Below are 17,641 nucleotides of genomic sequence, written 5' to 3'. Positions count from 1 at the left end.
AGGAATTTCTAGTCACGGGTAAAAAGCGATGCAAGCGCAATGATTTAAGGCCGGAGCCGTGAAAAATCCTCTTGACGCTTAAAAGAGGACAATTTTTATCATGTTTATGTCTGGATTCATTACATCTTTTGGCTTGCGGGCGAATGCGCGCAAAGGCGGGACACAGAAGCGTCTTTTACGAAAAACCCAGGGAATGTTGCGTGGTAGCCACAGGTCACGCGCCTCGGGCCTGTGATGGAACGGGCACGCACATCGGAGTTCCCGAAATCGGATCCGGCATGATGACGGCATTGACGCCAAAGACGTCAAGGACATTTCTCGCCGTGATGACCGTGCTTGGGGCGCCCGCGTCGAATATCCTGCCGTCCCTGATAAGAACGATTTCGTCGGCGTAACGGGCCGCCTGATTAAGATCGTGGAGGACCGCGACGATGGTGCGGCCCCGATCATGAACAAGCTGCCTGATCAGATCCAGTATTTCGATCTGGTGGGCGAGATCGAGGAACGTCGTCGGTTCGTCCAGAAGAAGAATGTCCGTTTCCTGGGCAAGCGTCATCGCGATCCAGGCGCGCTGCCGCTGACCGCCGGAGAGGGCTTCCACCTGGCGCCCGGAAAGCGATGTCATGTCGGTCAGGTCGAGAGCATGGGCGCATGCGTCCTCATCACGGCTGGACCAGCGCTCGAACAGCCTGCGATGGGGATAACGCCCTTGCCGGACCAGTTCGGCGACCGACAGCCCTTCCGGAGCCTGCGGCCCCTGCGTGAGGACGCCGATGTGTTTCGCACGTTCCCGCGATGGAATTTTCCGGGTCGATGTACCGTCCAGAAATATCTCGCCTTTCATGGGACTGAGAAGTCCGGCGAGCGCACGCAATATCGTGGATTTGCCGCATCCGTTTTTCCCGACGAGAACGGTGAAATGCCCGGACGGAATTTTCAGGTTCAAGTCTTCGACGATGACGGAGCCATTATATCCAAGGGACAGATTGCGTGTCGCGAGGCGATAATCTTCATGCATGCCGGCGGCCCTTCAGAAGATAGGCAAAAAACGGAGCCCCCAGCAGGGCTGTGACGATACCGGCCGGCAGCTGCGCCGGTGCGATGACCGTGCGGCCGATAATATCGGCGACCAACAGTAGAAGACTGCCTGTCAGAGCCGCAACCGGAATGAGGGCCCGATGAGCAGGGCCAACGATCCGCCTCGCAACATGCGGGGCGATCAGGCCAATAAACCCCACCAACCCCACCATGGCGACGGTGGCGCCCGATATCAGCGTGCAGAGCAATATCAGGAATGCGCGCACGAGATTGACCTTCTGTCCAAGCCCGGTTGCCACATCGTCGCCGAAACGGATGAGGTCCAGCTGCCGGCAGGAGAACCAGGTCAGAGCAAGTGGAACGGAGAGCCAGAGCAGAAGGCTTTGGACCTTGGTCCAGTCAGCGCCATAGACGCTGCCCGAAAGCCAGATCATTGCCCGCTGCACATCCATGACATTGCCGAATGCGGTCAGAAAGCTGGTTCCCGCGCCGGCCATGGCACTGAGGCCTATGCCGACAAGGATGATCCGCAGAGAGGAGGTGCCACCTTTCCAGGAGAGCGCATAGACGGCCGCTGCCATTGTGACGGCCCCTGCAAAGCCCGCCCAGGGCAGAACGGTTGGTGAAACGCCAGCAAAAAGGATGATAACCACGCTTGCGACGAGCGCAGCGCCCGCATTGATACCCAGAACGCCGGGCTCCGCCAGGGGATTGCGCATGACGGTCTGTGAGATCGTGCCCGCAACGGCAAGGCCTGTGCCGGCAAGCAGGGCCAGTATTGCTCTTGAAAGCCGGAATTCAACGACGATCATCTGCAGATCGGCCGGCGCACTGCCGATGAGCGCATTGGCGACATCATGCCAGGCAATTGATTGGTCACCCCAGATCATGGCAGCAATGACGGCCAGAAGGTTGAGAATGATCAGAACAGCTATTGCTCGTGTCACGACCTGCCTGCCCCCGTGCGATAACGCGCCAGCCAGAGGAAAAATGGCGCTCCGATCAGCGCCATCGTGACGCCGACAGGGAAACTCTGGTTGGCGAGGATGATCCGTCCGGCGAGATCGGCGATAACAACCATGATCGCACCGATGACGGCGCTGAAGGGAATGACCCACCGGTAATCCACGCTGATGGCGAGGCGAACGATGTGCGGCACGACGAGGCCGACGAAGCCGACGGGCCCGACAAGGGCGACGGCGCTGCCGGATAGGAGAATGACGATCACGACCGAGAGGCTGCGCCAAAGGGCCGGGTTCTGGCCGAGCGCCGTGGCGACATCGGTGCCAAGGCTGAGTGTCGTCAGATGACGGGCGAGCAGCAATGATCCGAACAGTCCTGCAAGCCAATATGGCACGACGGTGAAGACCTGCTCCATCGTCCGACCGCTTAGGGAACCAACGGTCCACAAGCGCACGGCATCGAGGGTCGTCTGGTCGAAGATCAGAATGGCCGTGGTCAGTGAAGTGAGGAATGTCGCGACCACCGCTCCGGCCAGCACCATGATCAGCGGGGTCGCGCCAACGCGGCCGACAGAGCCGATGAAGAAAACGCAGAGCGCGGCAAAAGCTGCACCGCCAAAGGCATACCAGACCAGCGCGTCGCCCGAAACTCCCATGATCGACAGGCCGGCGACCACTGCAAAAGCCGCGCCGGCATTGATGCCGAGGAGCCCCGGCGAAGCCAGAGGGTTTTTTGTCACCGCCTGCATGATCGCGCCTGAAACGGCCAGGCCCGCTCCTGCGATCATGGCCGCCGCGACGCGTGGCAAGCGCAGCAACGTCACGACGAGATGATCACGCGAGCCGTCAAAGCGGAAGATTGCAGAGAGCACCGTCGATGGTGAAAGGGGCGCTGGGCCAGCTATTATTGCCAGCGTGGCGGAAACCAGCAGGCCAGCGATGGCGAGCAGAAGCAGGACCGAGCAGAAAAATTCCGCCCTGCGAGCATGTATCGGTCTTTCCGCCTTCGATAATCCGCGAAACGATGTCACGGCTTGTCCAGCAGATATTGCTCGATATCATCGAGAACTTTGTTCGCGGAGCCAATGCCGTTGAAGCTCATCCATGTTTCGCGCTTGACCCGGTGGGCGTTTCTGGATGCGACTGCCGGCAACATTTGCCAGAAGGGGTTGCTGGTCGTGCGGTCGGCAAGCGCATCGTCCATGGTCGTGTCATATCTGCCGGCAACGACGTAAAGCAGAATGTCTCCGTCCAGAAGGACGAGGTCTTCCCATTCGGGCCGTTTGAATACCGTGTTGTCGTCAGTCGTTTCGTAAGTGCTGCGTTTTACGCCAGCATCACGAAGAACCGCATAGGGCGCATAGGCGGCCGGACCGTCGAGATAGACATGAAAACCGCTTGGTGTCACCCGCAAGACCGACACCTTATGGGAAGCAGTTTTATCCCTGATGGCGGCGACACGTTTTTCGTAAGTCGCCAGCATCCCTGCCGCCTCGTCACTTTTCCCTGAAAGGAGCGCCAATGTGCGGAAATGGTCTTTCCAGTTCTTTGCATCGATGAGCGCAGTCGGCGCAATCTTGGCGAAGTTCTGGTAGGATTGGCCGTGCAGGGCTGCGTCCCCGACAATCAAGTCCGGCTTCAGGGCCACGATACGCTCGAGACTGGGCTGGCGGGCTTCGCCAATATCGGAGACCGTTGCCTTGCCGGCTTTTTCCTTCAGTTCATGGTCCTGAACGGACATAAGCGGTGCGCCGACCAAAGGCAGGCCGAGTTCAAGCGCCATCCCCAGATTATAGAAGGGATCGAGTACAATGATCCTGCGAGGCGTGTCTGACACGCAGATCGGTGTACCATACACGCCGGATGTTAAGGTCCGGCCCGAACATTGCGCCGAGGCGCCGGAGGCAAAAAGTCCCATCAGCAAGATGAGAAACGACCGCAGGATCATTCATTACTCCAGAAATGGAAGCCTGCGCGGCATTGAGCCGCGCAGGAAATGGATCAGAATTTGACCTTCAGGTTCAGACCGACGCTGCGGCGTTCGCCGAGCGTGGCGGCAATATCATTGTCGTTGTAGACAAAATATTCCTCGTCCAGCAGGTTCTGCGCGAAGGCGTTGATTTCCCACCGCTCCGTTTTGTAGCCGGCCTGCAGGTTCACGATCCAACGGCTGTCGAGATAATCGTGTGGCAGGCTGCCCAGACGTGCCAGGTAGCTCGAGGTATATTTGGCGTCTGCGCCGACATAGACGCCGTTATCGAAGGTGTAGCGAGCGCCAAGGCCCAGCGACCACTCCGGCGCTTCCGGGAATGGCAGGCCGGACAGATTGCCGTAGGTCAGATCGTTGAAATTCTTGAACTCGGTATGAACGTAGCCGAGCGATGCGAAGGTTTCGAGGTTGTCAGTGACCTTGAACGACGGCTCGAACTCGAAGCCCCAGGCTTCCGACGACGCGGCGTTGATGATGCGCCGGCTCAGCAGATCCGTTGGATCGAGCTGCATCAGAACCTGCTGGTCCGAATATTTGGTGAGGAACACGTTTGAATTTACGGTCAGCCGGTCATCCATGAACGAGCCTTTGTAGAAAATCTCGTAGGTCGATGCCGTTTCCGGTTCGTAGCTGTAGGCCGTCCGACGATAAGAATCGTAACTCGCGCCACCTGTCCGGAAACCTTGGGAATAGGTGATGCCGACCGTCTGTGTGTCTGTCAGTTCTTTCGAAAGGCCGATTTTCGGTACGAAATTGACCTCGTTGAAGGAAGCAGCATAGTCCGTCAGAACGCTCGTCGCGCCGCCAAGAGGCTGGGTCCGCACCAGATGTTGCGTTATATCCTGATCCGTGTAGTCCAGCCGGCCGCCGAGGGTGATTTTCCATGTCGGAACGAACTCGTATGTCGCCTCTCCGAACACGGCGGCATTGAACGATTTCTGCGTATTGTGCTGGACCTGGTTGCGGTTGACGGTGGCTGTCAGCGGAATGGTGCGATCATAGAAATTCTTCTCATCTTCATAAGAAAAATAGACGCCGCCGACCCAGTCCCATTTGTCGCCTTCATAATTGAGGCGGACTTCCTGGGAGGCGATCCATTCCTTGTAGTAGCCGTGATAGGTGTTGATTTCGCCCGGGGTGCCGTAATTGACCGAGAGACGATCGGCATCGGAATAGCTGAAGGCCGAAAGTGAAGTCAGCTTCAGCTCGTCTGAAAAATCATGCGTTACTTCCAGTCCGACATTATGCACGTCGGTCGGGCGATATTCGATGTAGGCAGGAAGGAGATAATCGCCGCGTTTCTGGTCGAAGCTGAAGGGGATGGAGCCTTTGGGGCCACCGATATCGCGAACAGCGGGATTGTCATGTGAAAATGAGTAGCTGAGAAGTGCGCGTGTCTCCGGCATTTCCGCCGGCTCGAACAGTACCTTGCCTCGAACCTGGTAATAAAAGTCGTGCGTGAACTCGTTGTAGTTCTCGTAACCCGCGAAGGTCGGGTAATTGATGTCGTTCTTGCTGCGCTGGACCTCACCGGAAATACGAACAGCGAGCTGATCGTCCATCAGCGGCGCATTGAACATGAAGCCGGTGCCGTAGAGATTGCCGGTGGCGATTGTGGTCGAGAGTTCCGCCTCCTTTTCGAAGGTGGGATCCTTGGTCTTTATATAAATCGCACCAGCCATGGCAGCGCGGCCAGACAAGGTGGACTGTGGGCCTCGATAGACTTCGACCTGCTCGACGTCAAACAGTCCGCGTGCCCCGCGGCGCGCGCCACGCACCGTCTGCTGAACGCCGTCGATGTAGAGCGTCGCAAGAGGCGCACCACCGGGGACAAGACCCTCGGAGCTGACGCCACGAATGATGAAGCCGGCATCGGCCCAGTCGCCATCCATGACGTTTGCCATGCGGCGGAAGCTGTCGCGGAAACTCCTTATCTGGCCGTCCGAGATCTGTTCCGCGTTGACGATACCGATGCTCGAGGACGTGCTGGCAAGCGTCGTGGCGTTGCGTGAACCGTAAATCGTGATGGCCTGCAGCTGGGTCGTGCCGTCCGCACTGACGGTTGCGGCCTCTGCAGGAGCCGCCGCAAGGCTGAGGGCGATCTGGTTTTGGCCGGCAAACCGTGACTGAACACCGGTCCCTGCAAGCACTGCCGTGAGCGCCTGAGAGGGTGTGAGATTGCCGCTGGCGCCGCGGGACGTCTTGCCATTGGCAATGGACCCGTCAAAGAGAATCTGCAGGCCGGTTTGCGTGGCAAGCTGATTGAGCGCGGAGGTCAGCGGTCCGGCGGCAATGGAAATCTGCCGTGGCGCGGTGCTCGCCTGACTGGTGGTCTGTGCTGCGGCCGGCACATGTAAGGCCAGAGCAGAAACCGAAGTTGCGAGCAGCACCGCTGCCCATCCCGCCAGTCCGGTTCGAACCGTTCTGCCGTTAATTCCCTTGCATTCCATTGAAGCCCCCGCTCCCGCGCACTTGATAAGCGTTTCAGACAAAAGGCGGCAATATCCGCCCACTCATGCTGAAGACGATCAAAGACGGCGCTATGGGACTCCCGAGTAAAAAAAATTATTGAAAATAATAATCTTATTTTAGGCAGATACGGTCGCGCATTTCCTGGAGAAGAATGTCGTCACGCTCTTCATTCGACTTCAGCACGCAGGTGGGGCACTTTTCCGCTCCCTCTACGGTATAGTAACGGCAGCATCCGCCGCGCGCGCGAAACGTGTAGGTGAACGGTTCTTTTAATGAGCTGTCATGCAGGGTGAGGTCGAAGTAACCCAGCTGGCGGTTGTTTAGCGGCGATCCCTGTACCTTGACGATCGCCATGGCTGAGGACATCGCCTCGGTGAGACAGCCGAACCTTCTTCCGACATCGAGAAATCTGCCGGCTATCGCGTCTCCCACCAGCCGCCACTGCGCATTTTTTGGAAAACCCGTCCTTTTTGCCAATGCTTCCACCAGCGGACGGAAATGGTGCTCGACGCCCATGCGGAACCTTTCGCACAGGCCCGCGTGGTCCGTGACCGTCGAAAAAGGCCCAGCGTCCCGATCCGCAAAGATCTGCGGCGACAACAGCCTAACGTGTGCCCGCCGCACCGTCATCGGCTCCCCGTCATGTTCGCCATGATGGGTATAGAACTGCAATGAAACGGCTTCGGGTGACATATCGGGCACCACGCCGCGACCCACCAGCAGCGGAACCGTGGCCATGAAGAAAATGTAGCAATAGTCGCTGATCAGGAATGCGGCGCGGCTTTTGAGGTCGACGCCGGGATCGAACGACCCCTCATAGTCAAGGAATTCTTCCAGCGCCGAGGGGCTGGAGAACAGCTCGGCGGACGTTGTCCAGCCGGCAAGCATCGGGCCGGCGCTGCAGGGCACCTCCGGCCACATGGACTGCTGGAGGGCAGTCGCTTCCCTCAGACTATCGGCGGCGGAGACGCCGGCTGTCTCATGATTTCTCATTATCTGCCGCATCCATCAGCTTGGCATAGCAAATCAAGCTCATGCCGTTCTGGTTGAAACAGCGCAAGCCTGCACCGTATCGGTTTGCCATAATTGGCCGAGTTTTCCAATGAAGTGTGCGAAGGCCTGTGGTGCGAGCATATGCGACCCTCCGATCCGATGCATGGTGATGTCTTGCCCGATACAGTTTTCCCAGGCACCTGCCGCATTCCAGCTGACGAGATGGTCGGCATCGGCAACGAAGACATGGACCGGGAATGTAACGGGCAGATGTGGAGGGGTGAATTGATAGGTCTCGCAAATGCGAAAATCATTGCGCAGAACCGGCTCGAACAGGGCCATGGCCTCCCTGTCGCGCAATATCTCGTCCGGCGTGCCGCCGATCTCGACCAGCGATTGAAGGAAATCCTCGCTCGTCATGCTGTGGATAGGCTCACGTCCTTCAAGGACGCGGTCGGGCGCGTTGGAGCCGAGAATGTAGAAGGCGTCGGGGAGCGGCAGGCGCCGGAGTGACAGGTGCCGTAACAGCTCATAGGCCACAACCGCGCCCATGGAATAACCGAACAGGGCGTAAGGAGCCTGCAGCAGTCCGGTGATTTCGCTGCCGACGTGGTCGGCGAGGCTCTGGATGTCGCGCGGCAGCGGCTTGGTGAAATGCGCTTCGCGACCTGGCAGGGCGACCGGGATAACGTCAAAGACACTCTCGGAATTCTGTACCCATGATCGGAAAATGCTCGGGCCGGCGCCGGCCGGCGGAAGGCAGATCAACCGGGGACGAACTGTCATCGGGGCACCTCTCATCAAATTTCAATCGCATTATGTTCGCCCACGGGCGCGGCGGTTGCTTTCAGCGCGTCGATGAAACCCGCAAACGCGGCAAGGACCGGACGGTCGAACAGGACTTTTACGGGAAAATTGATCGCAAATTCTCTCCGCACCCGGTTGACGACCCTGGCTGCCAGAAGCGAGTGGCCGCCGAGGTCGAAGAAATTATCGGTATTGTGCTGGGCTTCCACCTTCAGAACCTCCGCCCAAATCCGGGCGATCCTTTCTTCCGTTTCCGTCCAGGCGGTAGTGGGAAGGGGCTGATCATCGTGTGTTTCCGCCACCGAAGGCAGCGCAGGCCTGGCGATATCGACCGGCTTTATGTCCGCAGCAGAAACGTTTGGAACCGTCGGAGTTCCACCGGCCATCTCGCCGATTGTCGCGCCAAGCTCATGCAGAAATGCCTCCATCTCCCGCTCGGCAATGCGGTGCCTGTCGTATCGGGCTGAAACCGAAATCTTTGTGGCGTCAGCAACGGCAAACAGGGTGAGGGGGTAGTGGGTCCATTCATCGACCTCGACGCCGGTCACTGCGAATGTGGCGTCCACCGAAATATCCCGCGGCACGGGATAGTTTTCAAAGACCAGCAGGCAGTCGAAAAGATCGCCCCGCCCGGCCTGTATCTCACGCAGTGGAAGATAGTCGTGCTCCGCACAGGCAGACTGACGTTGCTGCAATGTCTGCAGCCACGGGGCAAGGGGGCCATTTTCAACGTCGATGCAGACCGGCAGCGTGTTGATGAACAGGCCGACCATGTTTTCCACACCCTGCAGTTCGGAAGGTCGCCCGGCTGTCGTCGCACCGAAGACGACGTGTCTGCTGCCGGTCTTGCGGGCGATGACGATGGCAAGCGCGGCCTGCAGCAGGGTATTGGGGGTAATCCCCATCTCCCGGCACAGCTTTGTCGCCTGCGTGGAAACAGCGGGATCGCAGGTGAGGTGATGACTGGAGAAATCGGCCTCGCCTCCGGTGGCGTCGCGGGTCATCCTGCACGGCCCCTCGATCTTCGCCGTGTAGTCCGTCCAGAACGCACGGGTCGCCTCACGTTTCCTGCTTTTCAGCCAGGCAATGTAATCCACATAGGGCCGTGGTGCGGGCAGTGGCGGACGGGATGAACCGCACCGTCTCTGATAGATCCTGAAGGCGTCTTCGACGATGCGGCCCGCCGACCATCCGTCGAGAATGATATGGTGATACTGAAGCACCAGACGCGAATGTTCGCCGCCGTAATCGATCCATTGCAGGCGGATCAGCGGAGCCTTCTTCAGATCGAAAGCTTGCCGCCGGTTGGTGGACAAAAGCGCGCCAAGGCGTCTTTGCTGCTCTTCCGCGTCGATGCCTGACCAATCCAGTTGCGACCAGACAAGGCCGGCATCGCTGTGGACCACCTGAAAGGGTTCGTCCCTTTCTTCCCAGTGGAAGGTGGTGCGCAGAACCGCATGGCGCGACACCATCTCGCTCCAGCAATCATGCATGATCTGCGGATCGACGGCGCCCCGCAGTTGCAGGACGATCTGCGGCACGTAGACGCCTTCGTCGGGCGTGGCGATGGAATGGAACAGCAATCCTTCCTGCATCGGTGACAGCGGATAGATGTTTTCGATTGCCGAGCGGCGGCGGCTTTCAAGAGGGCGATTGTCCATTGTGTCACAAGCTCTTTAGCAGATTGTCGAGTTCGTCCTGGCCGAGATCCATCAGCGGGAAATCAGAAATGCTGTAACCAGCACCTGAATCATCAAGGCAATGCTGGATCAGCGTTTCGAGATTGTCCCGGAAATGGCCAGTCAGCATCTTGATGGTGTCCCCGGAATGCAGCTGCGCGCCATAGACCCATTGCAATTGCAATTCGCCGCGCACCACCATGGCATTGATCTCGAGGATCGTATCGCGCGGGTTGCCGGGACCGTACATCGGACCGGATGTGATGCCGGAGGGAGCAAACAGGCTGTCGGCCCCGAACATGGCATCCATCTGGCCGAGATAGTTGAAGCGGACCTGCGGTTGGCCGTAGTCCAAATGCCCACCCCTGTTGCGAAGATATTTCAGAACACCGAAACCCACACCATTATTGGGAATTCGCCGCAGGGTGTCCTTGACGTCGAGAAGCAATCTGTCTGGCGTCGCGTCATCGGGCGTATCGAACAACACGGGATAAAGCGCAGTCAGCCACCCCACCGTTTCGGAAACGTCGATATCCTCGAACAGGTGCGGTCTGCCGTGGCTTTCCATTTCGAGGCGCAGGCGTGGCTTTCCGCTCCATTGCCGCAGCGCCAGATAAAGGGCTGCAACTAGAACTTCGTTCGAGGCGATGCTGAAGCATTCCGGCACATCCCGAAGCAGTTGCCTTGTTGTTTCGGCATCGATCGTCTGCCGGTACGTCACCGCATCCGATTGAGTATTGCTGCCACTCTGGTTGTCGAGCGGCAGCGCCTGCACGTCTTCTTCGCAGATGCCGCGCCAATATGCCTCCTCTCCATCGAAAAGTACCGACCGCGAAAGCCGGCTGTTCCAGCTGCCCGTCGCGACCGCGCCGGAGCGGATGGTGCCAGTTTCCAGATAATGCCGCTCGATATCCGCGACGATCATTCGCCAGGACACGCCGTCGACTATGAGGTGGTGGGCCGCGAGAATGAGGCGTCCGGAACCATCGGGCAATGTCGCGAAAATCGCGCCGAAAAGAGGCCCGGCACCAAGGTCGAAGCCGGCGTGGAGCTTTCTGGCAAAATCCGTGACGTCGTTCTCATCCGTGGCGGCCAGTCGTTGCATGAGGGGCATCGCCGAAATGGGGGCGAATTTCTGTTGCCAATGCCCGTTTTCACGCAAAAATCTGGCGCGAAGCGACTGATGTTCATCGAGAACTCTGGCGATCGCCTTTTCGAGCCGGTCGAGATCGAGAGATCGGGTGGGTTTCAGGATCAGTCCCTGGTTCCAGTGGGAGAGATCGGGCAGGTCCTGATCCAGAAGCCAGCGCTGAATAGCGCCGAGCGTAGCTTCGCCATCGGCATGACCGTTTTCAGCCGTCGCAGTGCTTTCCGTGCATGTCGCTTCTGCGAGCGATGCGAGCGTGGGGTGGAGGAACACGTCGCGCGGGGCCATCTTCAACCCCTTCTGGCGGGCCTGTGAAACCAGCTGGATGGCAAGGATGGAATCGCCGCCGAGCGAGAAGAAATTGTCGTTTCGCCGGATGTCTCCGCAGCCGAGCAAGCCTTGCCATATCTGCGCCAGCACGTCTTCCTGGTCATTGAGCGGACTTGCAATTTCACCGGAGCGCTCGCCATGGGCTGCCGGGTCCGGCAGCGCGGATCTATCCAGCTTGCCGTTCGGCAGGCGTGGAAGCGCGTCGAGCCTGGTCGCAAGCACGGGAATGAAATGCTCGGGCAGGCGTTGCCGGAGAATTGCGACAAGTTTGGCGATTTCGAGGGCAGAATCACCGGCAATCCACATTGCCAGGCGCGGATGATTGGAAGCGTCGCGCCAGAGCCCGGCAACGGCCTCGTGCACCCCGTCCTGCTGAAGCAATACGGCCTCAATTTCACCCGGTTCGATACGAAAGCCGTTGAGCTTCAACTGCCGGTCGCCGCGCCCCATGTAATCGAGGCCACCATCATCACGTCTGCGCACGACATCGCCGGTCTGATACATGACGCGGTGTTCGCTGCAATCGGCAAAAGGGTTGGGCAGAAAACGCTCGGCGGTCTGGCCGGGCCGGTTCCAGTAGCCACGCGCCAGTCCGCTGCCGGACAGGAACAATTCACCGGGAACTCCAACCGGCACCTCGTTTAACTCGCCGTCGAGCACATAGGCGCGGGTATTGGCAATCGGCACGCCGATGCCGAACCATTCTCCCGATTTGGGCACCGGCGCCACCGTCGAATACGTCGTGTCTTCCGAGGGGCCGTACAGGTTATAGAGGCCTTCGACATGGTCGTTGGCGTATATCCGCGCGACAAGTTCACGCGGCAGCGGCTCTCCCGCCAGGCAAACCGTTTTCACGCTCTCCGGCAGGGGCCCGAGTTTAAGCAGTTCGGACATCGGTGTCGGAACGGTGTTCACCAGCGTCACTTCACCTGAAAACGGTGCGCTCGGGAACGCGAAGAGATCGTCCACCATGAAGATGCGTCCACCCGCCGCAAGCGTCGCAAATATTTCGAAGATCGAAAGATCAAAGCAGATCGAGGTGGAGGCGAGCACGCCGGACAGCTGGTCGCCGGTGAAGCTGTGCAGGCACCACTGCACGAAAGCAACGGCGTTGCGATGTTCGATGGCCACGCCCTTCGGCCTGCCGGTCGAGCCTGATGTATAGATGACATAGGCAAGATCGGAGCCTGACGTCGCCGGCGTTGGCACGGCCCCGCCTGCCAGACTTTCCACCATACCCGGCGTCATGCAGCGGAAATTCTGTCCGACAGTCGAAATATCATCCTCTGTCGTGACCAGAATGAGCGCCAGATCGGCGTCCGCGGCGATGAATTCTATGCGGTCGGCGGGGTAACGCGGGTCGAGCGGAACATAGGCCGCGCCGGTGCGAAGAACGGCCAATATGGCGACCACCAGCCCCACGCTTCTTTCCAGGCGAATGCCGACGCGTTTCCCACTGCTTATGCCGGCTGCGGCGAGCCCGCTGGCGAGCCGGTCGGCTCTTCGGTCAAGTTCGGCATAGGACAGGCTCCGGTCCCGATCAGTGACTGCTATTGCCTGCGGATTGGCGTCAGCACTCGCTTTCACGAAGTCGTGCAGGCAGCGCCGCTGCGGCTGAAATGCCGCCTCCGTCTCGTTCCATTGCCGCAGCCTTTTCTGCTGGCTGTCCGACAGCAGGGACAATCTGTCGAGTGGCACATCAGGATGTTCGACAATCTTTTCAAGCAGCGCGACCAGCGCATCACCAAGAGATTCCATGGTTGAGCGGCGGAAAAGATCGCTGCGATATTCCAGACGGCACGAAAGTTCCTCTGCCGTTTCATGGATGAACAATGTCAGGTCCACACGCGACGACGTGTCGGGAAGCACCAGTCTTTCCCAATCCATGCCGACAAGCGAAATGGCTTCACGCCGGGTTTCGACGGTCGAGACGAGCATGGCCTGGAACAGCGGATTGTGGCTCCATGTCCGGGGAAGTGAGAGCGCATCGACCACTTTCTCAAACGGCGCGGCCTGGTTGGCGAAAGCGCTTAATGCCGTGTCGCGGGTTGCCTTCAGTGCTTCGTTGAAGCTCTCGCCGCCCTGGGTCTGCAATCGGATCGCCAGCGTATTGGCAAACATCCCGATGATGTTTTCCAGATCGGGGTGGAACCGCTCGGATATCGGTGTCCCGATGACGATATCGCGCATGCCGCTGGCGCGCTGGAGCAGTGTCGAAAATGCTGTCAGCATTCCCATGAAGAGGGTAGCGCCTTCGCGGTCGCAGAGTTTTCGCAATCCTGCGAGCAAAACTGCATCGAGCGAAAAACGAATGCTGTCACCTGAGAAGCCCTGTATGGCGGGCCGCACAAAATCCGTCGGTAACTCCAGCAGCGGCGGAGCGCCGGCAAGCGTTTTATGCCAGTAATCGACCTCGCCCTTCGTGTCCTGTTCCCGTTGCCAGATTGCAAAATCCGCATATTGCAGCGGCAGCGCCCCGTTTGGCGGTGTGGTTTTCTTTAAGAGGGACACGTAAAACTCGGCAACGTCGTTGAGCAGAATTTCCGCTGAAAGGGCGTCACCGATGATGTGGTGCAATATGAAAAGCAGAACATGGTCCTGCGGGCCGGTGCGGAAGGCGTGAATGCGCAGCAGCGGCGCAACGGCAATATCGAATGGCCGGCGCGCGCAATCGAGCAGGGCAGCCTCGAGTTCCCTATCGCCGATCTCTTCCGGCATGATCCGGAATGTCATCTCGGGGTCAGTCTCGACGAATGGCTTGCCATCGACGGAGACGAACCGGCTGCGCAGGATATCCTGTCTCTGCGTCGTCAGTTCCAGCGCATGCGAGAGGGTTGCGAAATCGAGCGGTCCCCTGATCTTCAGGGCAAACGGAATATTATAAAGCGGGCTGTCCGGTTCAAGCTGCGCCAGCGCCCATTGTCTGTTCTGTGCATGCGACAGCGGTGTTCGGCCGGTATGGTTCCGCTTTACCAGTCCGGATGAACCCGGTTCCGATCCGCGTCCGGTGATGGCCATCAGCGCATCGACGGCACCGGCAAATTCCGCAAGTCTGGGTTTTTCAAAAATGGTGCGCAGCGGCAGGTCGACGGCAAATGACGTCCGCAAACGCGCGAGCATCCGCGTCGCCAGCAGGGAATGGCCGCCAACCGTGAAGAAATTGTCGTCGCGGCCGATCTTTTCGGCGCCGAGCAATTCACGCCATATGGCCGCAACCATCTGCTCGGTGCCATCGCGCGGAGCGGCATAGGCGGCTGACGAGACGATCTGTTTCGGTCGTTCAAGCCGCTTGCGATCGATCTTGCCATTAGCGTTTAATGGAAAACTGTCCATCCAGACAAAGGCCGAGGGAAGCATGTAGGAGGGAAGCTGTGACGCAAGCGCTGTGCGGATCGCTTCCTCGTCCACCACGCCTGTCCCGCGGCGGCAATAGGCGACGAGGGTGCCCGAGCCTTCCTCATCCTGCCAAAGGGTAACGACGGCCTGCTCGATGGATGGCTGCGAGGCAAGGACCGCCTCGATCTCGCTGAGTTCGATGCGGAAACCGCGAAGCTTGACCTGAAAATCGGCGCGGCCGACATAAAGAAGGTGCCCGGCGGCGGAACGCCGCATCAGGTCACCGGTTCGGTATAGCCTTGACGTTTCAGGCCGACCGTTCGCGCCTGCGGCTGGGCCTTGAACGAATGCGCGCGACGTCAGATCGTCCCGGTTGAAATAGCCGGGGCTCAGACCTTCGCCACCGATATACAGTTCTCCGACGACGCCTGCGGGCACTGGCATCAGCGCGTCATCGAGCAAATGCAGCTGCGTGTTGGCGATCGGCCCGCCGATTGGCAGGGCAGGAAGCTCTAGATGTTCGGGGGTTATGCGAGTGCAGGTGGACCAGATCGTCGTTTCGGTCGGGCCGTAGAGGTTCCACAATTCGCCACCGGTCTCCAGCAGGCGGCGGGCAAGGCCCGGCTCGAGCGCTTCGCCGCCGCAAAGCATCCTGAAGTCAGCCGGAGCCTTCCAGTCGGCATCGGCCATCAGTCGCCATGTCGCGGGTGTCGCCTGCATCATCGTCGCGCCATGGTTCCGGATAAGCTCCGAAAGGGCCATATCGTCATAGACATCATCGGCTTCGGCGATGATCAGCAGGCCGCCGACCATGAGCGGCATCAAAAGCTCGAGGGTAGCGATGTCAAAGGCCGGCGTGGTGACGGCGAGGAATCGGTCTTCAGCGGTCATGCCCGGCCGTCTCGCCATGCTGGTCAGAAGATTGACCAGGCTTTTCTGTCGGATCGGCACGCCTTTCGGCCTGCCCGTCGAACCCGATGTGTAGATGATATAGGCCAGATCGTCAGGCAACGTCTCGCGGTGCGGATTGCCGAAGGAGCCGGTTGCGCGCAGCAGAGGTTCAATCGCCATGCAATCGGAAGGATATGCCGCTTTCGCAGCGTCATCGTCAGCCTCGCTGACGAGAATGATGTCAGGCTTGCAGTCCTCGAGAATGAGTGAGCGCCGTTCCGCCGGGTGCCCGGGGTCGAGAGGCACATAATGGCCTCCGAGTTTCAGCACCGCGAGTATGGCGATGACGAGGTTTTCGGAACGCGGCAGGCAGATGGCGATACGGGGATGGGATTTACCTTTGCCGATGCGATCACGCAACCCTGACGCCACGCGGTTGGCGGCATAATTGATATCACTATGGGAGTATTGCCGGTCGCCGCAGCGCACGGCCGCAATCGAGCCGCGCGCCTTCGCCGTCTCTTCCAGCAGTGCTGCGACATCTCTCAATGGAAAGGCGGTGGTCGTCCGGTTGGCAGCCGCTATGGCCGCATGCTCTGTCTCGTCCAGCAGGTCGATTTCGGCGATGCGACCGCCGGGATTTGACACGAGCCCGCCAAGCAGTCTCATGAAATAGTCGGAGAAGCGTGCCACCGTCTCAGGCAGGAAAAGTTCGGTATTGAACTCGAAAATGCCGCTGAAACCTTCGGTGCCTCGTCCCTCGTGCATGTCGAGGCTGAGATCGAAACGCGACGCGCCTGAATCGAGCGCGATCGGCGTGACCTTGATATCGCCGAGGTCGAAAGCTGCACCCGAGGCGTTGTGAAGTACGAAAGTCGACTGGAACAGGGCGTTATGGCCGATGTCACGCTCGACATTCAGCGCATCCACCACCTGCTCAAAGGGGACATCCTGGTTGGAAAGGGCTTCAAGCGTCGTCTCCCGAACCCGTTCGAGCAGCGCATCGAAAGTGTCATTCGGTTGCAGGCGCGCCCGCATCACGAGATTGTTGACGAACAGCCCGATGAGATTGCAGGTCTGCGCCCTGTTGCGGTTCGATGCCGTCGTGCCGATGCAGATGTCGTCGGATCTCGAAAGGCGGGCGAGCAGAATTTGATAGGCCGCCAGCAGCACCATGAATGTCGTCAGTTTCCGGCTTTTCGCCAGATCCTTGATGGCGGCGGACAGGTCCGGCCCAAGGTGGAACTTGTGCCGGGCACCGCGAAACGCCTGTGTCACCGGCCGGGCGAAATCGAACGGAAGTTGAAGCAGCAGCGGTGCGTCACGAAGCTGTTCGCGCCAGTAGTCGACCTGGCCGGAAAGCTCCGCAGTGCCGTTGCGCTGCCATTCGGCATAGTCGCGATACTGGATATCGAGTGCCGGAAGCTGGCCGGTGGCAGGAGATCCGGACGCGCTATAGAGCCTGTGGACCTCGTCGATGAGGATCTGCAACGAGGCGTAGTCGGAAATGATGTGATGGATGACCATGACGAGGATATGCTCGTCAGGTGCGACGGAAAACAGGCCAACGCGAAACAGCGGACCTTGCGAGAGTTCGAACGGCTCCCGCGCGAAGCGGCCTATGGCGGCATCGCGTGCGGTCTCGTCATCGCCCGGTTCGTGAAAGCTGAAGTCTGCCGTTGATCGGGAGGAGATGACCTGGAACGGCTCTCCGTCAAGCACCTTAAAAACCGTCCGCAGGCTTTCATGGCGCTCTACGACGATATCGAAGCAGGTCTTCAGCCTGTCGCGGTCGAGCGGACCTTTCAGCCTGATGGCCAGAGGTATCGAATATGCGCCTGAGCCGGGCTGCATCTGCTCGACGAACCAGATACGTTCCTGAGCATGGCTCAGGCGGAAATTCTTTTTTTCGGATGCCTGCTGTCCGGCCATCATGCGCTGCAGAAGCTGGCGCTTTTCATCTGCGGTCAGTCGGGAAATATCCATTGTGTTCACG

9 protein-coding genes are annotated in these 17,641 nt (G+C 59.3%); all 9 read right to left on the bottom strand.

Going from position 1 to position 17,641, the window contains the following annotated elements; genetic code table 11:
• Positions 1 to 214 precede the first annotated feature (214 nt).
• The 9 genes from CFBP5499_RS18990 to CFBP5499_RS18950 all read right to left on the bottom strand — a co-directional run bounded on the left by CFBP5499_RS18990 (position 215) and on the right by CFBP5499_RS18950 (position 17,631).
• Positions 215 to 1,018, bottom strand: coding sequence for an ABC transporter ATP-binding protein (locus tag CFBP5499_RS18990; protein WP_080829309.1), 804 nt, complete (start codon positions 1,016 to 1,018; stop codon positions 215 to 217).
• Positions 1,011 to 1,985, bottom strand: coding sequence for a FecCD family ABC transporter permease (locus CFBP5499_RS18985; protein ID WP_080829311.1), 975 nt, complete (start codon positions 1,983 to 1,985; stop codon positions 1,011 to 1,013). The genes CFBP5499_RS18990 and CFBP5499_RS18985 overlap by 8 nt, the downstream gene beginning before the upstream one ends.
• Positions 1,982 to 3,031 carry a FecCD family ABC transporter permease gene (locus CFBP5499_RS18980; RefSeq protein ID WP_080829313.1) on the bottom strand — a complete coding sequence of 350 codons (1,050 nt, stop codon included), beginning with the start codon at positions 3,029 to 3,031 and terminating at the stop codon, positions 1,982 to 1,984. Before CFBP5499_RS18980 ends, CFBP5499_RS18985 begins: the two co-directional genes overlap by 4 nt.
• Complete coding sequence (locus tag CFBP5499_RS18975) at positions 3,028 to 3,837, bottom strand: iron-siderophore ABC transporter substrate-binding protein (protein ID WP_233284216.1); 810 nt, start codon at positions 3,835 to 3,837, stop codon at positions 3,028 to 3,030. Before CFBP5499_RS18975 ends, CFBP5499_RS18980 begins: the two co-directional genes overlap by 4 nt.
• Positions 3,838 to 4,001: 164 nt before the next feature.
• Positions 4,002 to 6,440 carry a TonB-dependent receptor domain-containing protein gene (locus tag CFBP5499_RS18970; protein ID WP_080829319.1) on the bottom strand — a complete coding sequence of 813 codons (2,439 nt, stop codon included), beginning with the start codon at positions 6,438 to 6,440 and terminating at the stop codon, positions 4,002 to 4,004.
• Between the two features lie 133 nt (positions 6,441 to 6,573).
• Positions 6,574 to 7,350 (bottom strand): ferric iron reductase, encoded by a 777-nt coding sequence (locus CFBP5499_RS18965; RefSeq protein ID WP_233284215.1) that lies wholly within the window; start codon positions 7,348 to 7,350, stop codon positions 6,574 to 6,576.
• Positions 7,351 to 7,494: 144 nt separating this feature from the next.
• Positions 7,495 to 8,241, bottom strand: coding sequence for a thioesterase II family protein (locus CFBP5499_RS18960; RefSeq protein WP_080829323.1), 747 nt, complete (start codon positions 8,239 to 8,241; stop codon positions 7,495 to 7,497).
• A gap of 14 nt (positions 8,242 to 8,255) precedes the next feature.
• Positions 8,256 to 9,923 carry a condensation domain-containing protein gene (locus tag CFBP5499_RS18955; protein WP_080829325.1) on the bottom strand — a complete coding sequence of 556 codons (1,668 nt, stop codon included), beginning with the start codon at positions 9,921 to 9,923 and terminating at the stop codon, positions 8,256 to 8,258.
• Positions 9,924 to 9,927: 4 nt separating this feature from the next.
• The gene (locus tag CFBP5499_RS18950; RefSeq protein WP_080829327.1) at positions 9,928 to 17,631 is read right to left on the bottom strand and encodes a non-ribosomal peptide synthetase; all 7,704 of its coding nucleotides are present in this window, start codon (positions 17,629 to 17,631) and stop codon (positions 9,928 to 9,930) included.
• Positions 17,632 to 17,641: the final 10 nt, after the last annotated feature.

The sequence above is a fragment of the Agrobacterium tumefaciens genome (assembly GCF_005221325.1).
Lineage (GTDB): Bacteria > Pseudomonadota > Alphaproteobacteria > Rhizobiales > Rhizobiaceae > Agrobacterium.
The sequence above is the reverse complement of the archived record's forward strand: the minus strand, read 5'-3'. Positions and strand labels throughout refer to the sequence as shown.